At 36.7% G+C, this 19,155-nt stretch carries 17 protein-coding genes; 7 read left to right on the top strand and 10 right to left on the bottom strand.

Features of this window, described 5'->3' with window-relative positions; genetic code table 11:
- Nucleotides 1-49: 49 nt before the first annotated feature.
- Genes KH400_RS15870 through KH400_RS15900 form a run of 7 tightly spaced genes read left to right on the top strand, consistent with a single transcriptional unit; the run spans nt 50 to nt 9,557 of the window.
- Entirely contained in the window at nt 50-400 is a 351-nt protein-coding gene (locus KH400_RS15870; RefSeq protein WP_217226262.1) for a PrgI family protein, read from the top strand.
- Nucleotides 397-1,287, top strand: a complete 891-nt coding sequence (locus tag KH400_RS15875; protein WP_217226263.1) for a TraC-like domain-containing protein — start codon at nt 397-399, stop codon at nt 1,285-1,287. Before KH400_RS15870 ends, KH400_RS15875 begins: the two co-directional genes overlap by 4 nt.
- Nucleotides 1,256-3,349, top strand: a complete 2,094-nt coding sequence (locus KH400_RS15880; RefSeq protein WP_438821122.1) for a VirB4 family type IV secretion system protein — start codon at nt 1,256-1,258, stop codon at nt 3,347-3,349. The genes KH400_RS15875 and KH400_RS15880 overlap by 32 nt, the downstream gene beginning before the upstream one ends.
- Before the next feature lie 32 nt (nt 3,350-3,381).
- The gene (locus KH400_RS15885; RefSeq protein ID WP_217226265.1) at nt 3,382-6,780 is read left to right on the top strand and encodes a TrbL/VirB6 family protein; all 3,399 of its coding nucleotides are present in this window, start codon (nt 3,382-3,384) and stop codon (nt 6,778-6,780) included.
- A gap of 4 nt (nt 6,781-6,784) precedes the next feature.
- A complete protein-coding gene (locus KH400_RS25340; RefSeq protein WP_217226266.1) occupies nt 6,785-8,593 on the top strand; it encodes a transglycosylase SLT domain-containing protein in 1,809 nt (602 codons plus the stop codon).
- Between the two features lie 21 nt (nt 8,594-8,614).
- Complete coding sequence (locus KH400_RS15895; protein WP_217226267.1) at nt 8,615-9,247, top strand: hypothetical protein; 633 nt, start codon at nt 8,615-8,617, stop codon at nt 9,245-9,247.
- Between the two features lie 34 nt (nt 9,248-9,281).
- Nucleotides 9,282-9,557 carry a hypothetical protein gene (locus KH400_RS15900; protein ID WP_217226269.1) on the top strand — a complete coding sequence of 92 codons (276 nt, stop codon included), beginning with the start codon at nt 9,282-9,284 and terminating at the stop codon, nt 9,555-9,557.
- On the opposite strand, the gene KH400_RS15905 is transcribed toward KH400_RS15900, so the two are convergent.
- The 10 genes from KH400_RS15905 to KH400_RS15950 all read right to left on the bottom strand — a co-directional run bounded on the left by KH400_RS15905 (nt 9,554) and on the right by KH400_RS15950 (nt 19,084).
- Nucleotides 9,554-10,297, bottom strand: a complete 744-nt coding sequence (locus KH400_RS15905) for a hypothetical protein (protein WP_217226270.1) — start codon at nt 10,295-10,297, stop codon at nt 9,554-9,556. The two genes, KH400_RS15900 and KH400_RS15905, sit on opposite strands and share 4 nt — an antisense overlap.
- A 19-nt stretch (nt 10,298-10,316) precedes the next feature.
- Nucleotides 10,317-11,285, bottom strand: a complete 969-nt coding sequence (locus KH400_RS15910) for a hypothetical protein (protein WP_217226271.1) — start codon at nt 11,283-11,285, stop codon at nt 10,317-10,319.
- Nucleotides 11,286-11,837: 552 nt separating this feature from the next.
- A complete protein-coding gene (gene xerS / locus KH400_RS15915) occupies nt 11,838-12,905 on the bottom strand; it encodes a tyrosine recombinase XerS (protein ID WP_217226272.1) in 1,068 nt (355 codons plus the stop codon).
- Nucleotides 12,906-13,019: 114 nt separating this feature from the next.
- A complete protein-coding gene (locus KH400_RS15920) occupies nt 13,020-13,907 on the bottom strand; it encodes a DUF3800 domain-containing protein (RefSeq protein WP_217226274.1) in 888 nt (295 codons plus the stop codon).
- 320 nt (nt 13,908-14,227) lie between these two features.
- Nucleotides 14,228-14,500, bottom strand: coding sequence for a non-specific DNA-binding protein Hbs (gene hbs / locus KH400_RS15925; RefSeq protein ID WP_217226275.1), 273 nt, complete (start codon nt 14,498-14,500; stop codon nt 14,228-14,230).
- 98 nt (nt 14,501-14,598) lie between these two features.
- Nucleotides 14,599-15,135 carry a hypothetical protein gene (locus tag KH400_RS15930; RefSeq protein WP_217226276.1) on the bottom strand — a complete coding sequence of 179 codons (537 nt, stop codon included), beginning with the start codon at nt 15,133-15,135 and terminating at the stop codon, nt 14,599-14,601.
- Nucleotides 15,136-15,447: 312 nt separating this feature from the next.
- Nucleotides 15,448-15,867: a hypothetical protein gene (locus tag KH400_RS15935; RefSeq protein WP_217226278.1), complete on the bottom strand. Its 420-nt coding sequence runs from the start codon at nt 15,865-15,867 to the stop codon at nt 15,448-15,450.
- Nucleotides 15,868-15,905: 38 nt separating this feature from the next.
- Nucleotides 15,906-16,196 carry a hypothetical protein gene (locus KH400_RS15940; RefSeq protein WP_217226279.1) on the bottom strand — a complete coding sequence of 97 codons (291 nt, stop codon included), beginning with the start codon at nt 16,194-16,196 and terminating at the stop codon, nt 15,906-15,908.
- A gap of 240 nt (nt 16,197-16,436) precedes the next feature.
- Entirely contained in the window at nt 16,437-18,590 is a 2,154-nt protein-coding gene (locus tag KH400_RS15945) for a type IA DNA topoisomerase (protein ID WP_217226280.1), read from the bottom strand.
- Nucleotides 18,591-18,601: 11 nt separating this feature from the next.
- Nucleotides 18,602-19,084, bottom strand: coding sequence for a thioredoxin family protein (locus KH400_RS15950; protein ID WP_217226282.1), 483 nt, complete (start codon nt 19,082-19,084; stop codon nt 18,602-18,604).
- Between the last annotated feature and the right edge of the window lie 71 nt (nt 19,085-19,155).

The following is a 19,155-nucleotide window of genomic DNA, read 5'->3' on the forward strand; positions in this document are numbered from 1 at the left end:
TCATTTCACCAAATGAGAGGGGTTTATTTATAAGAAAGGATGGTGCTAAATGAGAACAGCAACGGTACCCGAAGATATGTCATCCGAACAGAAAACAATTCTCGGTGTGATATCGGTACGACAACTCATTTATTTAATTATTGGCGGTGGTGCACTATATGGCTATATCCCTGTTGTCTTTAATATGATGGATAGCTTCGTTACAGGAATTATTGCTTGTTTGTTCAGTGTAATTCCGACAGCTGCAATTGTTGGTTTACTAGGTTTCCGTTATATGCATGATTACCATATGTTCTATGACAAGTATCTTATCGTGAGAATAGGTTACAAGCATCAAATAGGCGTATGGAGAAAAGGAAAAGACCAATCATCTAATATCCGGATGGAGGATTATACATGAACCTAATACTTATGATTTTATTTGGTCTCTTTCTCTATGTATTTACTAAAATCATGCTCAAAGAGCCGATACTGCCTTGGAAGGAGAAGAAAGAGGTATCAAATAAACCTTCGAAGTTCAAAAAAAAGAAGTCAGGAAAACAAAACATTGAAATGGATCAAGATCCAGACCTATTCAAAAATCTTTTTGACGATGTTCAATCTATTTCTCATCATATGATCCGGTTTAAAAGTAATAAATTCGTAATGATCGCCGAGGTTGAGCCCGTTAACTATTTTCTTTTAAGTGATGGTGAACAAGAAGCCATTGATGCCAAATTCGAGAACTGGTTAGCAACAATCAATTATAGTGTCCAGTTTTACCTTCAAAATCGATATGTTGACCTTTCAGAACCTATCGCGGATATGAAGAGGTACATGGAAAAGGAAGATGACCTTCCATATAACGCACGAGAGTATGGGCAATCGCTGATCGAAGATTTGGAGTCATGGCAAGTGCAAATACCGCGATATGAAACCAAGCGATTTATCGCTTTCCCTTTTCAAGTGAACACGAACGATATAACAGCTGAAGATGATGAAGAGTTTGAAGAGAAGGTGATTGATAAGGCTTTTTCTGAACTTTATCGTCGTTATAACACAGCTAAAAATAGTTTGAATAACGCAAGAATCAAGGTAGATTTGCTAACAAATGAGGGGATCATAGATGTCCTTTATCACGCCTTTAATCGTAGAAAAGCAATTAAAAACAAATTTAAAGAAGTAAAGAATCAAGAAATGCTTGCTCTATATTTAACAGCAGATCAAGATGAGGAACGAATTGAGCTAGTGAAGGAGATGATTGATCGTGAGTTTTCTGGAGAAACTCAAAATCAAGAAGCAATCTAAAAATGATTCTTCTAATAATGAAACCAGCTCTGCCGACAATGAAGAGACTGATCAACAAGAGGAAAAAGATCACCTTTTAGAGATGAAGCCAACATTTTGGGATTTAGTTGCACCAGATGGTATGTCTATAAAGTCCGAAGATCAAGGAGTTATAAAACAGTCGATGGGTACAAAAACGTATTTTCGACCTTTCTACATACCGACGGACGGCTACCCACGAAAAATGCAAACCAATTGGATGGACTCTTTGATCTCTAGCGGAGAGGTTGATGTCATTGTTGATGTTCACAAAGTAAAGAAAATTGACAGCATACGTTCTTTGCAACGAACGGTAACGATGCTTAATTCAAATCTTTCATGGCAATTAAAGAGAGGTAACATTGATCAAATCAATGACTATAAAACTAAGATTGCCGATACTGAAATTCTTATGGAGGAAATTCAATTCGATAATAATGATCTTTACAATGTCACTACGGCTGGTATCCTATACGCTAATTCTGAAAAAGAGTTGAACACCCGTAGTGAACATATGGAAGATCAAATGTCGAGTATGTTTTTCAAAGTAGCAACAACATGGTCTCGTGTGAAAAAAGGTTTTTTAACCGTATTACCACTAGGACGAAACCACATTCAGGATTCACTACGAAACATTGACCGTCGTGCGTTAACTACCTTTTCTCCATTTATTAGTGGGAGTGGGAAATTTTTAGGTGGTGTACCGATTGGGTTTAATAAAATCACTGGACAAAAAGAGTTTATTAACTCTTTTGGAACTGAAGAATTTAAGCCAGAAAATTATAATTTCGGAATATTCGGAATTCCGGGGAGCGGAAAATCTCTCGCAATGAAGCTAAAAATTGCAAGAGAAATGAGTGGTGCTAATGTATACGCGGCTATCATTGATGTTGAAGGTGAGTTTGTTAGATTATGCAAACGTTTGTCTGGAATTAACCTAAATATCAGTGAAGAGTCTGAAATACGAATTAACCCGTGTGCAATAAATTTTTCAGATATCCCCCTTGATGATGGTGAAGAAGATGAAGAGTTGGAACTGTTGGAAGAGCATGATGATCGTGAAATTATCGAAAAGGATGGTAAGAAATACGTTCGATTTGTCCCTGTGAGACAAAAAGTCAATGAAATCCTAGATTTCCTAGACATTGTCATGAGAGGAAAAGAGGACCCAGGACTCGATGTGTTTGAGCGTAACTATTTAGAGGAAGCAATCTATCACGTCTTTAACGAATTAGATATAACATCACACCCATCATCACTATTTATCTATGAACCACGTGAGGTAGATGGAAGAATCATTCAATCAAAAGTGCGTAAGCCTGAGCCGGAATTGAATCAAATATATTCTTATGTTCAAGAAAGGTATGGAAATGAACAAAAGGCTGAACGAATCTTAGCAGCGCTAAAACCGTTTCTATCAGATGGTTCTAAACCTATTTTTGACGGCCAGACCTACCTAGGACGTGGTGTGACTCAAACGCTTGATAGTGCTAGATTGATAAACTTTAATATAAGTCAAGTTGAAGAAGGATTTTTAAGGCCTATTGCTTATCATGTCATTATGTCATACCTATGGGAGCACTTCATTAAAAACAGTGATAATGCGACAAAGAAAAAGTTTCTTTATGCAGATGAGCTGTGGCAATTTGTTGATAATGACAAAACAGTTTCATTCTTTGAGAAGGTCGCTCGCAGAATTAGAAAACGTAACGGAGGCTTGTGTTATGCTTCTCAGGATTTTGTGAGGTTGTTAAATAACGAGAAAGCTAGAGGGATTGTATCGTCAACATACAGTCTACTATTTATGCAACAAAATGAAATTGACCTTAAATATATTAAAGAAAACTTTGATTTAACAGATGGAGAGATTTCTATCCTCTTCGGTAATCCTAGTAAGGGAGAAGGTATATTACGTGTAGGTAAAACGTCTGTATGGTTACAGACCGATCCTTCTCAAGAAGAGTTAACCTTTATTGAAAGTAATACAGCTGTCCTAGAAGAGATGTTAAAGCGTAAACAAGAAGTAAGGAGTTATCAAAACTAATGGAATATAAATAGAAAGGAGGTGGTTAGCCTTTGTTTGGAATTAGCGATAAGATAATGGATATTTTAGACGCCATCTTTACATGGATGTATGAAGCGCTGATCCAACCATTTACAGGTTTGAAGTCATTCCAAGACCTTGTTTTTGGTCGTGACAATGATAATGAACTTGTATACGGTACATTTACGCAAGAGGAAATTCAAGTCTTTGTTTCACAAGCCGTCGATACAACTATGATTTTGACAGGATTTTTCATTCTTGTTGGCATCATGTATCAAGGGATGAGAATTTCCTCTTACAGCATAAATCCTGCTGCTCGAACAAGCTTAATCGAGTTTTTAAAAGATTTATTTATTGTTGCAGTTTTAGTTTTTAATATCCCATATGTCTATGATTTTATTCTGAGTTTTAATTGGATGATTGTTAATCTCTTTTCTAGTGCATATGAAGCAGATTTCATGAATTTCAATGAAGACTTAAATGATAGTCTCAAAGCATCTGGAGATACGGGTGATTATGATCTAGGTGGAGGGATACTAGGGTGGGCATTAATAAATTTATGCCTATTAGGTCTAGCAATCTGGGCAAATTTCTATTATATGATGCGTAAATTAACTCTATTGATTTTGATGATCCTGGGACCAGTAATGATCTCACTTTGGATGTTTCCACAATTTAAAGGAATTACAATTGGGTATTTTAAAGAGTTGACAGGGTCAATTTTTGTACAAGCGATCCATGCATTTACGTTCTGGATGGTAGCTGGCATAGCGGTAACATCGGGGAATGTCATCGAATCAGTGATTCTCTATTTAATATTTATTCCAGTATCTGAAGCACTACGAAGTTTAATCGGTTTAGGTGGCCAAATGAATAATACTCTATCAAAGGCTGGTGCGATGATGGGAATGGCTTCAATTGCCGGAATGTATGGAGCCGTGAAGGGCGCTTACTCCGATAAATCTGTTATGGGATCAATTCGTGAAGCATACAGCGGTCAAAAAGCACAAAGAGACGGAAAAGGTAGTGGGACAGATAATGACGACATAACGAGAAAAGAAACATTAGCGGGCAACACCGATAGTAATACAGGTACAACAACTGCTTCTGAGCGCATGTTAAAAGCAGGTGATATCACTTCACGAGCTGGTAAAGCGGTACTTGGAAGTGCTGGAGCTATTGCAGGGGCAACGATGGGGCCAGGAGGAGCCATTGCATTATCAACAGCGGGTCATGCAGTCGGTGGAGCAACCGGTGGGTTAGTTGGTCGTACAGGAATGGCAATCGGTGAGGGGATCGCAAAACGTGGAAAAAAAGGGTGGGATGCTGGTTTAAAGGCTTTTGCATCATCTACAGAAAATGGTGCTACAGAAGACTTAGCTGAAAATATAGCCGACGATAACCTCTCCAAATGGGAAACAGCCAATAAAGACGAGATGATTAACAATTTTAAAGAAAGGTTCCCAGATGCTACTCCACAAGAAATTAATGCAATGTACGGAAATGAACGTAAGAAACAATACAGTGCATTTAAAAAACAAGCAGGTGCAAACTTGGCTTCTATTAAAGGAAACGACAGCTTAACTGCTAAAGCTAGCGATTTATCTGAGCAGACTGCGGATAATATGGCTGAACAATGGGCGATGGAGAATAAAGATCAATTTTCTAATAAATATATGAAAGAAAATCCTAATGCAAGTGTATCTGACATGGAACGGGCATTTAATGGAGAGGTCGGCAATAAGCGTAAACAATTTAGAGCAGCTACTGATCGAGTTGCTAGCGATTTAGCAGAAGGAAAATCGCTTGAACAAGCTTACATTAATAAATCAGACTTTGCTAATCTTGCTGGCGAAAGTATGTATAACAGTGAAAGAGAAGCCTTTAAAGAACAGACAGTAAAAAGTGGAACTACGAAGAGTAATGAAGAAATCGAAGCGATATTTGATAGCAAGAATGCAGACAAAAAACAAATGTTTGTTGATACCAGTCATCAAACAGCTTCAAATATACAAGGTGCAAAATTATTTTCCAAAGGTGGAGTAGAAAAAGATTATTTGGTCAATCAATTAGCGAGTCAAACGACAGCTCAACAAAAACAAGCGTTTATTAATACAGAAGTAAATAGTGGTCGTATGACAGAGGATCAAGCTGTACAAAAGTGGGATTCTTCAATGGCTTCCAAAGCTTTTGAAGATAACACAAAGCAAATTGCATCTAATATTGATTCGTATGCACCGAAAAATCGTGTAATGGGTAAAGCGGGAATTGCAAAAGGTATAGGTGTAGGTATGGCAAGCGCAACAGGAGTCTCTTCAGTTGCAGGTTCTACCCAAAAGGCCTTTCAAAATGTCAGTCAACATATCACTTCGGGAATTGAAGCAGAAAAAGATCAAGAGATGCCAGCGAGCGTAGGTGGAAAGTTAGTAGAAACAACAAAAGGTACAATTTCGGGTCTTTCCGCTGCTTATCAAGAAGGGAAAGAAGGTATTTCTAACCACCTAAACACTGGAAATGTTGTGGGAAAACAAGAATCGTTCCAAAAAGGATTGGGATATGTTGGAGGAACTGTATTTGGTGTGGCTGGGTACCAAAAAGGGACAAGACTTGGTGCAAAATTTAACCCATATACGGATGCTGTTCAACAACAAACGAAAGAAGTTTCTCAAATTCAACAAATGGCACAAACTCGTATAACAGAAGGTGGAAAAGAAGTCATTGCTGATGGAGCGGTACAGCAAGTCGTTACAAGCGATGCTTCTTATATACAAGTTAAAGATAAAACCGGTCAAACACAAGTGGTTTCGCGTAAAGGTTCAGGGGATAGTTCGCTTCCGAAAGGGGAGGCCATTTACCAAGACTTAAACATTAATAATGGTACCCTCACACCAAAACAGCCACCACAAGGGTATGACTCTAGTTTCTATAAAAAAGATTCTAGTGGCGGGAAGGTTTTAATTAATCGACCTATTAATGTAGATCCTAATTCACTTGTAACAAATCTAGGACAACAACAATCTACTGAACGATATCAACCATATTCACAAAAAGTTGATAGTGGACAGTTTTATATTAATGAAATTAAGGAACAAGTTAATGATAATCAAGTACGTGTGGTCACTCAAAGAGAGCATAGCTACCTAGTGTCAAAAGACGATACAGGGCGCGAATATCGCATTTCACCTTATGGGAAGGGAGATCCTAATCTAAAAGTGGGACAAACCGTTTATACGGACTGTCATATAGAGAATCGTCGTATTAGAGAGGACAGAACATATGAAGTAAATGAAAAGACAGGTCAACGTGTAGAGGTTAACCATAAAACTATCGATCCTAATGAGTTGGTTCCACGAAAACCTAACCCTAGAATACAGAAGAGACAAAGAAATGAACAATACCGACATAAACAGGGCGCTGGAGGGGATGAATGATTAAATGGCTATTCATGAAAATCAAGACCAAAAGTCAGAGGCTAGAAAAGCTGCTGAACACCATGCCAAACAGCTTGCTCAAAAAAAGGGAAGATCCTTATTAAAGAAAGGGATTAAAGTAGGAGTAAAAGCTATCGCAAAGGCTACCGCAACACTGGTAGCCGCTCTTACAAAATTATTAGTGTCCACACTGGCACTAGTTGGATTGCCAACACTAATAATTGTAATAGGTATTGTTATATTATTGATTCTACTAATGCTTATTTCATCTATGTTATTTGGAACTGGTACCGACCTTGAGGGAGAAGACCAAGAGTTATATGAATATATGGTAGATCAATTAAATTCAACAGTGGATTTAAATAAAACAGAACAAGTAAGATACCGTATACCTGAGGAACTTGTTGCTTCAACTATCCAGGTAGATGCTCTTACTGACTTAGGGAATGACCCAAGGGGGTTAATTCAAGAATTATCCAAAGAGTTAGCACCTGAATTTACATATAGAAAATATAATGAGTATACTGAATCTCAAACGCGCAGGTGTAGAACGAGAACAAATGATGATGGAAGCACACGTAGAAGTTGTAGTTGGTCTTCAACTACAAGAACAGATAACTATGTTGATAAATTAGTCCATGTAAATTCATGGAACGGCACCAGTGATATTGAATATACAGGAAGAGTAAGTGATTGGAAAAGAAACGGTAATAAAAGAACACGAAAAAAAACATATTCTATCTCCAAGTATGATAGAAAAGAGGACTTTACAAAGTTTGATAACATTCTAAATGCTAGAGGGTACGAATATAACGATAAATCATTATTAGAAGGCTTCTATGAAGATACTGTCAATATGAACGGTGGATCAAAAAGACTTGGTTATATTGACTGGTTAGACCAACAAACTGGTTGGTTTGACGGTGGGTATTGGGACACATCAACGGGTGGATATTGTGAATTTAAGCCTATCATCGATCAAGCATCGGATGAACATGGAGTAGAGCCAGAACTCATAGCAGGAATTATTCAAAAGGAGTCAACTTTTAATCCAAATGCCATTTCGCATGTAGGGGCAATGGGGCTCATGCAGCTAATGCCAGCGACTGCAGAAGGATTAGGAGTTGATAACCCCTTTGATCCCTATCAGAGCGTTATGGGAGGAACAAGGTATATCGCCGATATGTTAAATCAATATAATGGCGATATGGTGTTAGCACTTGCTGCGTATAATGCAGGCCCTGGTAATGTTAATAAATATGGTGGTGTCCCTCCATTCGCTGAGACACAAGATTACGTAGCAACCGTACCACAGTATTATGAAGATTTTAAAAGCGTAAGCTGTGATACACCAATCGTAGAAAGTGGAAGTGGTAATTTCATTACTCCAACAAGCGGATCTATTAACAGTGGTTATGGGATGAGAAGTGGGAGTATGCATCATGGTGTTGATATTCCACTGGCTGGACGAACTCACGATGTTCCAATTGTAGCTGTTGCTGATGGTACAGTGCGACGTTCCTATTACTCAGACACATATGGTCATACAGTGATGATTGAACATAATATTGAGGGAGTTATTTTTGAAAGCCTTTATGCACATATGACTGGTAGAGCTGTTTCCGAAGGTCAAAAAGTTTCACAAGGTCAGTTCCTTGGAAATATGGGTAACACTGGAAGATCCACAGGCCCCCACCTCCATTTTGAGTTACACAAAGATGGTCATTGGAATATTAAAAAATCTAACAGTGTCAATCCCTTATTTTACGTTCCGTTAGAATGTCGGGCTGGTGCTAGGAACTGTAATCAATAGACTTATTGAGTGGTGAATAGGATGAATGTCATTAGATTGTTAAGCTTAGCATTATTTATAATTAGTTTGATGATCGGGGGTTTTTATCTATATAATAGAGTAGACCCCGAACCTATTGAACTAAAGGAAGTATCAAATGAACTTCAGAATGATATTGAACGTATCGGTAGTAGGGAAGAAAAGGCTTATCAATGGATTTATACCGAAGATATTGATTACGCATATCTTGAAGAAATAGAGCGTGAATGGATTGAAAAATATCAAAAGCCTAAACATATGGTCGAATATCTATTTGCGGCAATTACTTTAGATGATATCGAACTATTTGTGGAAGCATTTGAACCTGGGGTGATTTCTCAAGATCTATTTTTAGTGGATACAATAGACAAAGAAAAAGTTGCCAAAGATATAATAACAAGGATCACTCGTAATGATAAATTAAGTGAGGTAAATTACTTAAGCGAACGATTAACCAACCATCACTATGAGGCCAAAGTAGAAGTTCAGTTATTATATGAGGATGATAAAAAGGTTAGACTCCCGCTAGAAATGAGATTGTTTGGAACTAGTCACCATGATGATGATGAAGTGTTTTATATTACGACGTCAGCATGGGATATCATAGACACTATAGAGAAACAAACATCAGAGTAAACTAATATTCCACAAGGAAGCTATGGTGATACAAATGAACAATAATCGAAGTAGGGAGGTTACTCCCATTCACAAAAGAAAGCCTATCGAGGTTTACGGGGAATTAGTTCCTGTACTCTTGAGCTTAAATGAGGTTGCAGAAATGCTCGATATGAGGAAACAAACTTTGCGAAATAACTTAGATCGTCAACGAAAAGGGGCAAAGGTACGTGAACCGTTACCTTTACCCTTTACAATTATTAGTTGTGGCCCATTATGGACAAAAAAGCAGATTGAAGTATACTTAGAAGAACGAAATTTAGAGTCTTAATTGTTTTCTAAATAGTCCGATTTAAAATCCTTCCATTTTCCAAAACGTCTATAAAACGTTATTGCTAATGGGAGTTTTTTTTGTTTAGCAAACTCATCCCATTTTTTTATCGTTGTGAAATGTTCTTTATTCTCTTTTGCAATCTTTATAAGGTCATCGTTTGTATAATAAGAATCTTTAATATCTAATGTATCTTTAAGGTTATTCCAAGAGATATATTTAATAATCGTTTCATAAGTCGGTAATTGTTCAGTATGATTTCGCACATAAGTGTTCCAATTTTCTTTGGTTGTTAAATGGGACTTGTGATCCATTAGTACTTTTATAATCTGTTCTTTATTATATATGGATGATTTTTTTGATTCCGATAGTCCTATCCTATGCTTAACTTCGTTCCATGATCCAAATCGGTCTATATAAGCTTGTGCACTAGGTAGGTTATGTTTTTTTGCAAATGCATACCAACTAGCTGCAGTTGTAAAATGATCACGAAATTTATCTGCAATTGATAGCAATTCTTCATCTGAAAGTGGTTTGTTTATGGTAAGGTCTAATTCCTTCTTAAACTGATTCCAAGAACCAAAATAATTTATAATTGTACCATACGACGGTAGACCACAGGATTTAGAGAATTCTTTCCAGTGGTCTACCGTTGATATATGTTCCTTATAGGGTTTTATGACTTCAATAATATCCTTCTTTCTTTCTTGCTTAATTGAATCTTTATCTTGATTAAACATAAATTCACCTAGCTGTCTGTCAATTAGTTTTTTGGTTTCTCATCATCTCTATGATTTCTTCATTACCGACTAAGAGATCTTCTAATCCATAACGGGCAATATTTCTCTCACTTTCATCTTCAGACTTTGTGATTGTTTTGGTGTAATTACGTTTAAGTCTAAAATAAAACTCATGCTGACTAGCTACAAATTCACGGTAGCAATCGTTTATTGAATAATTTCGAAACATTTGCATGAACGTATCTGAGTCATTTACATCATATACAAATTCGATATCACGCTTCCAGACATTTTGAACTCGATTTGGAAAGGGGATTTCGAGTTTGATAATTTTTCCTATACTGTTTGCTTTTATAGTTAAATTTTGAACCTTTAGTAATTCACCTTTACGATTCGGACAAGGTAATAATATCACAAAATTGCGATCATACATTACCCCTACCATAAAAAAATGATCTCCGTTCATAGGTAGACGGTTTAATCTTTCTACTGCTTCATCTTTTGGTACCTCTTTTCCTACTCCTTGTATATACCGTAATTCCTTAATTCTTTTTTGTGATCGCTTATGTTCTTTAAATTTTTTAGGATTGGCTATAAATTGGAATGCTTCTATTGTCCAAGGGATTATGTACAACGCATATACAGGAACCATTAGTGTTGTTAAGAATAGTTTACCCCAAAACTCAATAGTAACGCTAAAGAGAAGGAATAGAGGGATAAGAACAATACCAAGTAAACCAACAATAATGGATAATGCAATCCATCCACCAACAATACGAAATAATGTCATAGCGACAGAGCCTTCATATACCAAACCAAGCGAATGAAAAATGTTTATAATGCCCAAGATATCTAATAAAGGATAGATATGATCAAAGTAATATAAAAATAGAACAAATAGAATAATAGCAACAAGCCCCGCTAGTCCATTTGCTTTACCACGATCATACTGTAATTTCATATTATAAAGCTCTAATAGAGTATTCATGACTAGACACCACCAATTTTAAATATACATTAATACAAATTGAACTACATGTAATTATTTTATGTTAAAGTGGTGAAATAGTCAATATATACAAAAAATGTTAATAAAACTACAATCGATATGGAATATTCATAAATTTAGTTACTAATAAATAGTGCATATGGTTAAATCTAGCAGGTAAATAGTTAAATGAGAGGAATAAATATGAAAAAAGTAGTGGCTGGTTTCCTTGCAGGAGCTATAACTTTTGGGGGAATAGGAGCCTATGCAGAATAATTAAGGTGATGGGATTCAAGGAGTATGCCTTGGTGGTATATAACTCCAAAAACGGTGACTTCATTCAAGCACACGCTCTAGGGAAAACTGAATCGGGAGCATCAGAAACATTCGAAAGAAAGAATCCTGCTAACAAAGTGATTCATATTTGGGAAGGAAACAAGCCATCCAAGCCATACCATACCAATCTCTTCCTCACATCTAATTTTTTTAGCACACCCACGACTCACAGGAATCGTAATGTCGTGGGTTTAGACTTTCAATTGATTAACTTCCTTACATTTCATCAAGTTGATCGATGGACTTTCTTCGATCTTCAAGTGTTTGATTTGTATAAAGCGTAACCGTACTTGTCGATGTATGGCCCAGTTGCAACATAATCTCGTTAAGTGGAATGCCTTCTTTTGCTAATCGAGTAGCTAGTGTATGCCTTAATTTGTGTGGCGACATTTTTTTATCGAAAGCTGCTGTATATCGATTTACGATGCCTTGTATGCCACGTACTGATATTCGTTGCGCTTGACCACGATAACGGGTTAAAAATAACGCTCGTTCCTGCTCAGTCGCTTTATAACGCTCTTGACGTATATCTAAATAGTGTTTTAAGTAGGGGAGGGATGTTTCCCTAAAAACAACGATATCTTCATCATCAACGTCACCTTTACGAACAACATTAATGTAACGATCACGCATGTCTAACGATTCTATATCTAAACTCGCTAGCTCACTCACTCGTAATCCAGAGGCCAAAAATAAGGCAAAAATAGCGAGATCTCGTTCACGATCCCGAAGGTAAAAGTTCTTTTTCCTCGTTTTTTCAACCGTCTTGAAATACTCATTTTCAATGAAATCAATGATTCTTTTTTCATCATCATTCTGTAGAATTTGACGGCTAATATTTGCTGAACGTTTTGTTGAATTCTTTTTCGTTCTCGGAATTTCTACTTTGGCCATCACATTTCGGTAAAAATAACACTCCCCATTTTCATCCTCAGTACGTGTTGTTAAGTAAAGGAAGAGAGACTTTAAGGAAGAGATTTTTCTTGCTACAGATACGGTTTTCATATTCTCTACTTTTCGCATATGCTTGATGTAATTCTCAACATCAAGAAGTTTCATATGTTCAAGAAAAGAGAGGGGGATGTCTTTCATATCGCAAGTAATAATCCCTTCAGCTTTAAGCCAATTAAAGAATTTTTCAAAATCATGAACGTAACCAAGAAGGGTAGAGGGGGAGCTGTCGTGCGATTCTTTGTGATCGACATATTCCACGATGTAGTCAGGCATCTTTGCTAGTCGTTGTTCTAATCGTTTTTGGTGCAATTCTTTTTCCCTAGAAGCCAAGATATTACCTCCTATGAATCGACAAAATTTGTGCATGAAATACAATTTTAACGCAAACATATGTTCCTGATATCTATTTATGGCCAATTTACAAATCTATAATTACTAGAATTACTAGAACTCTCTAAAATGAGCTGCCATAAAAATTCGTAAATAATCCTCAAAATTAACTTCGGAAAGCTCTTTGTTGCTATTCCACTCAAAATACTTAATTGATGAGAGAAACTCATTAAAGTCGTTAATCTTTAAGAGTTGAACGACAAGGTCATTTTTTGCTTTCTTTTTTTTCAGTTTCATTTCTTTAATTTCTTCATCACTTAATCCAGCTGGGACAGTAACATTTTGAATAATAGAGCGAATAATACCTAATATCAAATCGACAATCTCAATACCAATCATTTGATTTTTGGTATGCATTTCACACCTTACAATACTAAATTGTTCACCGCGATATAAAGATTGTGAATTTAGTTGCTCCATAATACGAGTAGGGAGATCAAGGCGTTTATATACTGTCGCTTCCTCAATATAGACATTGGCTTTTATGTATACATCTTGACCATAATTTCGAAGTAAACCATAAAATATACGTTCAGGTATTTTTGTATAAAGCATTAACTCAGAAAAGTCATGACCTTCTGAAAGGTTTTTACGGACCCTTAAAGAATGTTGATTATAATTAATTACGTTCATCTTTGTATATTTTGCATACTTAGAGAAAGTGGTTATAGCTTCTATAATATTTTGACGAGTTTTGCCATGACCAGAGTAATCAGTCCAATGAAGTTTAATGTCTCCATTCTTGAGTTTTTCTGTCAGATCAGAAAACTCATTCGCAGAGTAAACAACCTGTGGTATGATTAAGCCACCCATAGTAGTTGGTTTGTCCTTTTGACGACCACTCTCATCAAAAAATATATTCATAATCTCTGTGTTTAACACTTGCCCTTCCAACATGTTCACCCCATTGACAGAAACAATATTATTTAGTAATATAAGCATACATAAAGCAACCCGTACCGAGGTACGACAAGCTTTATGTAGGATAAGATGATTACCCGTACCGAGGTACGATGAAAATCTATCCGTTGCTACATAAACAAGATGCTAATAAGCAGCTAAACTTAAATAAGTTTAGCTGCTTTTATTATACCATAACTTATCCCTTTATTTGTTCATAAAATTAATATTTAACGCACAGATATCGATTTAAGGGAAAAGTATTATTCCTCTTTTCCCTTTGATAAATACTTTGCATTAAGATATTGATTATACTGTAGTTTGAATCAGCAAAATTCCGCGTCTATGTAAGGATCAAGTCTTTACTTAACCGCGTCTTTCAATTGTTTTCCTGCTTTAAAGGCTGGTACATTACTAGCTGGAATATCAATTTCTTCGCCTGTTTGTGGGTTACGGCCTTTACGTGCTGAACGCTCACGAACCTCAAACGTACCGAAACCAATAAGCTGTGTATTATCTCCTTTTTTTAAAGCATTTGTGATCGATTCGAAAACTGCATCTACTGCTCTTCCTGCATCTGCTTTCGATAATTCCGCTTGCTCTGAAACTGATTGTACTAGATCTGTTTTGTTCATCGTTAAGACCTCCAAGGTTTACTAAATTAATTTCTTATTTAAAAATAGTAGCATAAATGATTTATTAATCATAACGGAAATCGTGTAAAAGGTTGATATTAACCTTCATTAATCCGTTTGAATAGTTGAGAAATTTCCTTACGGTTATACTCTTTATCCTCTAATTCTTCACCGTATTTATCTTTCCATAGGCGTTTAACCGTTCGAAGCTGATTATCAGTCGCCGGCTCATACGGTCTGATCTCTTTATCATATCGGTTTTTTAAAGCACATAATTGTTGGCTAAAATCGATATAGTCACTAAAAGATACCTCATCTACACCGAGGGAACGGCACAAACGTCTGTAAAACTCCATTTGTTTGGTACTAATCTTCTTCTTTCGATGCCTGTTAATACTACCAAGTACCAACTCTTCCATTAATTTCGGTTCAACCTCAAATTCTCCGACATCTCCCCACTTATATCGATAACTATATCGAGGAATATACCCTTCTACTAGTTCGTTTGTAAGACGCTCAATTGAAATATCACTTAATTCATAGTAATGGTCATCAAGCCAATTAATCAAGGCGTTTGTCGTGGTAGTTTTAAACGAAGTTTGAATTTTTTTTGGTAAATCACTAAACATTCTCATGAGATACCTGTCACATCCTTTTTTGACTTATAATATATTAAACGTGCTCATCTTAAGTTCTACAGGTGCGTGAAGTTGGAAAGGACTGTATGAAAATATACAGACCGATAATACTAGAAGTAAGAGGGTTTTTTTCATGGGATAAACTCCTTTCATACAAAAAAACGCCCCTAATAAGACACAGTTGTGCTGTGCAGCTTATTAGGGGCGTCCCTTTTTTCCGCTCATAAAATTTTCCTTTTCACCATAATACTATAATTGTAAGCCTTTCTCAAGCATCTGCTAGTCATACATCAAGATGGGAAAGGTTTACTAGTTGATTTGTTTCTGCTGATCAAATTGCTCGATTTCAATGGCAGAATATCTGAAAGCCAGCAAGCCCAAATATCCATACACGAGAGCGCTAACTAACACTGGAAGTGAAAAGAATGAAAATGGAAATGGAAATAACATCTGAATTGAATATAACCATAAACCATACGGTAGATATTTAATGGACGAGCTGATTAATGTTAGAAAAATACCTAATATAAAAGCCCAATAGGCAAAGGCTCGTACAAGTTCCAAAACAAAAAATGAACCTCCGAATAGTTGCCATATAATCTCGTCTGTAAGGATAACCGCTATTCCACCAAATAGTAGATACAAGTGAAAGGGCAATAGCTTACTAACCCATCCATACTGTGTCATCCAGCTTCTTAAAGCGTGACGAACATCGGTAAATTGTTTCATTATATTCCTCCTTCATTTGCGTCTTACAATTCGTTTAATTAGTCTTCAGTCGTCTCAGTTTTAGCATGACGAATTTTCTTTTGAATGTTATCGATCTCCTCATTTAACTGATGGATCTCTGCACATAATGATTGCACGTCGGCTTTGGCATTATGATATATGTTGTTTTCATTCGCTGTATAAACCATCTTCCCAATTTCTGTGTACTTGCTGTCAATCTCCTTCTGTTTCATTGCAATTTGTGCTTTAAAACGGTTAATTTCCACGGTTGTTTGCGCTCGCTTTCCAAGATCAGAAGCACCCGATTTCACCTTTTTTAGAAAACTCACCCATCTCCCCCCTTTTTTCCACACAAAAAAGCCCCAACCACTCCATAGACAAATAAAAGGTACTAGATACCCTATTTATTCTATGAAAGCAGTCGGGGCGTCCCGTTGTGCTTAATCGTCAATTAAAGTATATTTTACCATATTGAGACAGCACAATAAATACATTTATTGTGCTGTCCGGCTGTATAGACGGTTGGAATATCACAGCAGCCTAGAATAGTTTACCATAGTAGCACTATATTAGCTCTTTTTTGTGGGTTTAGGAGGAAAATCAAAGCTGAGTTGATTCTTGTTTATATCGTAAACGAGGAACGCGTCGAATGTAGATCCTTTCCTCTTACTTTTAAATCCTTTGATCAGATTTGTTTTTCCTTTTTCCATTAGTCGCTTTGCATTGGCAACCGAGATCTTTTTGTTCAGCATTTTACTTGGTATGCGATAATTGCAATTAACAGTAGCATAGCCTTTACACCCATAAAAGGAGTGACCGTCCTTTGTTTGTTTTTCAATCACAGCTTCATTGCATTGCGGACAATATCCGATCACTTCGTCTTCCTTCATTTTATTCTCGTGCTCAGTGAAGTCCCATTCTTTCGATTCAGCAATCGCTTCATCAATTAATACTTTGGTTAACTCTTTCGCCCTTTCAATGAAAGGGCGTGCTGATTTATCGCCTCGACTCACTTTTTCGAGGTATTCCTCCCAGACCGATGTTGTTTTAATATCAAGTAAAGGAGAGTTTTTATTAATAGCTTCTATAATCATTCGTCCTTTTGCAGTAATCCCGAGTTGTGAACCTTTGATTTTTTCCATATAGTTCCGAGCATATAGAGTCTCGATCATACCGCTACGTGTAGCTTCGGTAGCTAAGTTATTTGATTTCATATACGTTATTAATGAACCTTCTTTCAACCGACTCGGAGGTTTAGTCTTACCTTCCTGCATTTCTGTTGTAGCCACTGTTCCACTTTCACCTTCTCTTAATAAAGGAAGAATGACATCATCTGGATCATCAGTTTCCTTATTATCATTTTCAAAGACGGTATGCCACCCGTCTTTAATTACCTGTTTCCCTTTACTTTCAAAAGTAAAGCGATTATCTACTAATGACACAATGGATGTATAATCATAAACAGCATTTTCATAGTGAGCTGCAATAACAGACTTTACGATTAAGTCATATATTTTTCGTTCGTCGTCTTTTAATTCTTTAAGATTAGGAACTTTTTCTGTTGGTATTAGCGCATAATGATCTTCGACTTTGTTTTCATCAATATATCTATTCGATAATTGCCCAGGTTCAAGGTGTGTTGGGAATAAATGATGATATTCTTCTAATTGGCTTAAACCACTCATGATCTTCGGTAGCTCATACGCTTCTTCTTGCGTGATATGTTGTGAGGATGTTCGAGGGTATGAGCAATATTTTCGTTCGTATAAAGACTGGACAGTGCTCAATACTTTTTTCGCCTCCATCCCCCACTTATTATTAGCAGTTGCTTGCAACGTTGATAAATTGAAGAGGTGAGGCGGTTTGAATTCTTTCCTATCCTTCTTTACCGACAGCACCTTACTCGGTTTCGCCTTGCAATGAGACGCTAGTTTTTCTGCCATTTGCTTGTCCTCTAAACGATCCTGATCTGTTGTAAACCATTTCCCTCGAATCGTTTTATCACCATATTTCAGATCGACAAAAACCTCCCAGAATGGTTTGCTTTTGAAGTTTTCAATTGCTATTTCTCGATCATACAGCGCCTTGAGCAATACCGTTTGAATCCTTCCTACACTAAACACACCTGTATGAAGATCACTACCTGCCTTCATCTTCTCTTGTAATAACAGTGTATAACAGCGGCTTAAGTTGAGACCGATGGTCCAATCACTAATACTCCTTGCTAGGCTAGCGTGATAAAGTTTAATCGTTTCTTCCTTACTTCTTAATGAACCAAACGCTTTTCGTATACCATTCTTAGTGAGCGATTTCGCCCACAAATAACGAATCGGTTTGCTGGCTGTCCCTGCTTTAAAGATGGTTGAATAGCCGATTTCAGCACCGACAAGCGCAGGGTCAGTAGCAATAATGATTTCATCCGCTTCTCTCAGTGCTTTACTTACGATGGTAAACTGAGATTGCTTGTCTTTAATGACCTTTGTTTGGACTTTATCTATCAAAATAGGAAGTTGATCAAGGTTCCATTCTGCATACACAGGATCATAATCTTCCGGTTCCTTCAGCGTTACTAAAAAACCAATACACCAAACGACTTTCGCCCCGTGAGGAAGCAAATCACAGGGGGCAATGTCGATATGAGTTTTGGTTTTTCTATATGTAAAGGCCGAAGCAATCGCTTCGGCCTGTTGCGGTTTTTCGGCTAATACGACAACACTATTCATTGGAAAAACTCCTATCTACTGATTTGTTCATACCATTGTTTATAGCCATCTTCCTCTTGTAAACCTTCGATACGATTGACTTCTATGCCATTTTCATAGTGGACAATTGTTGGGGTTCCATTAATTTTGAAATCACCCCATCCATGTTCAAATTCTAGTAAATTAAAATTCACTAAATCAATTCCTAATGAATCAGCCAATGGAATAAGAATTGGAGTGGCTTCCTTACAGGCTGGGCACGTTGGATTTTGGAAATAAACAGTTACATTCTCTTCATTCTCTAACCGTTCATTAAGCTCATCGGGCAATATGATATTTTCATATAAAGGATTTTCTAATTGTTGAATAGTAGCTGGATGGAGGCCCTTATTATAAGGATTTCCACTTGCCTTTTGCTCATTTTTAGCATTTGTGACCCATGCTAAAGCGCCAAATATAACTGCAATGATTAATAAAAATGATACGACTACTTTTAGAGGTTTATTTCGAATCATAGACTCTAATTCTCCTTGTTATGTAATTTCGACATCTCCCTTTTCTATACCATGAGAAAAGGTTACATTGA

This window comes from Desertibacillus haloalkaliphilus (genome assembly GCF_019039105.1).
GTDB lineage: Bacteria > Bacillota > Bacilli > Bacillales > KJ1-10-99 > Desertibacillus > Desertibacillus haloalkaliphilus.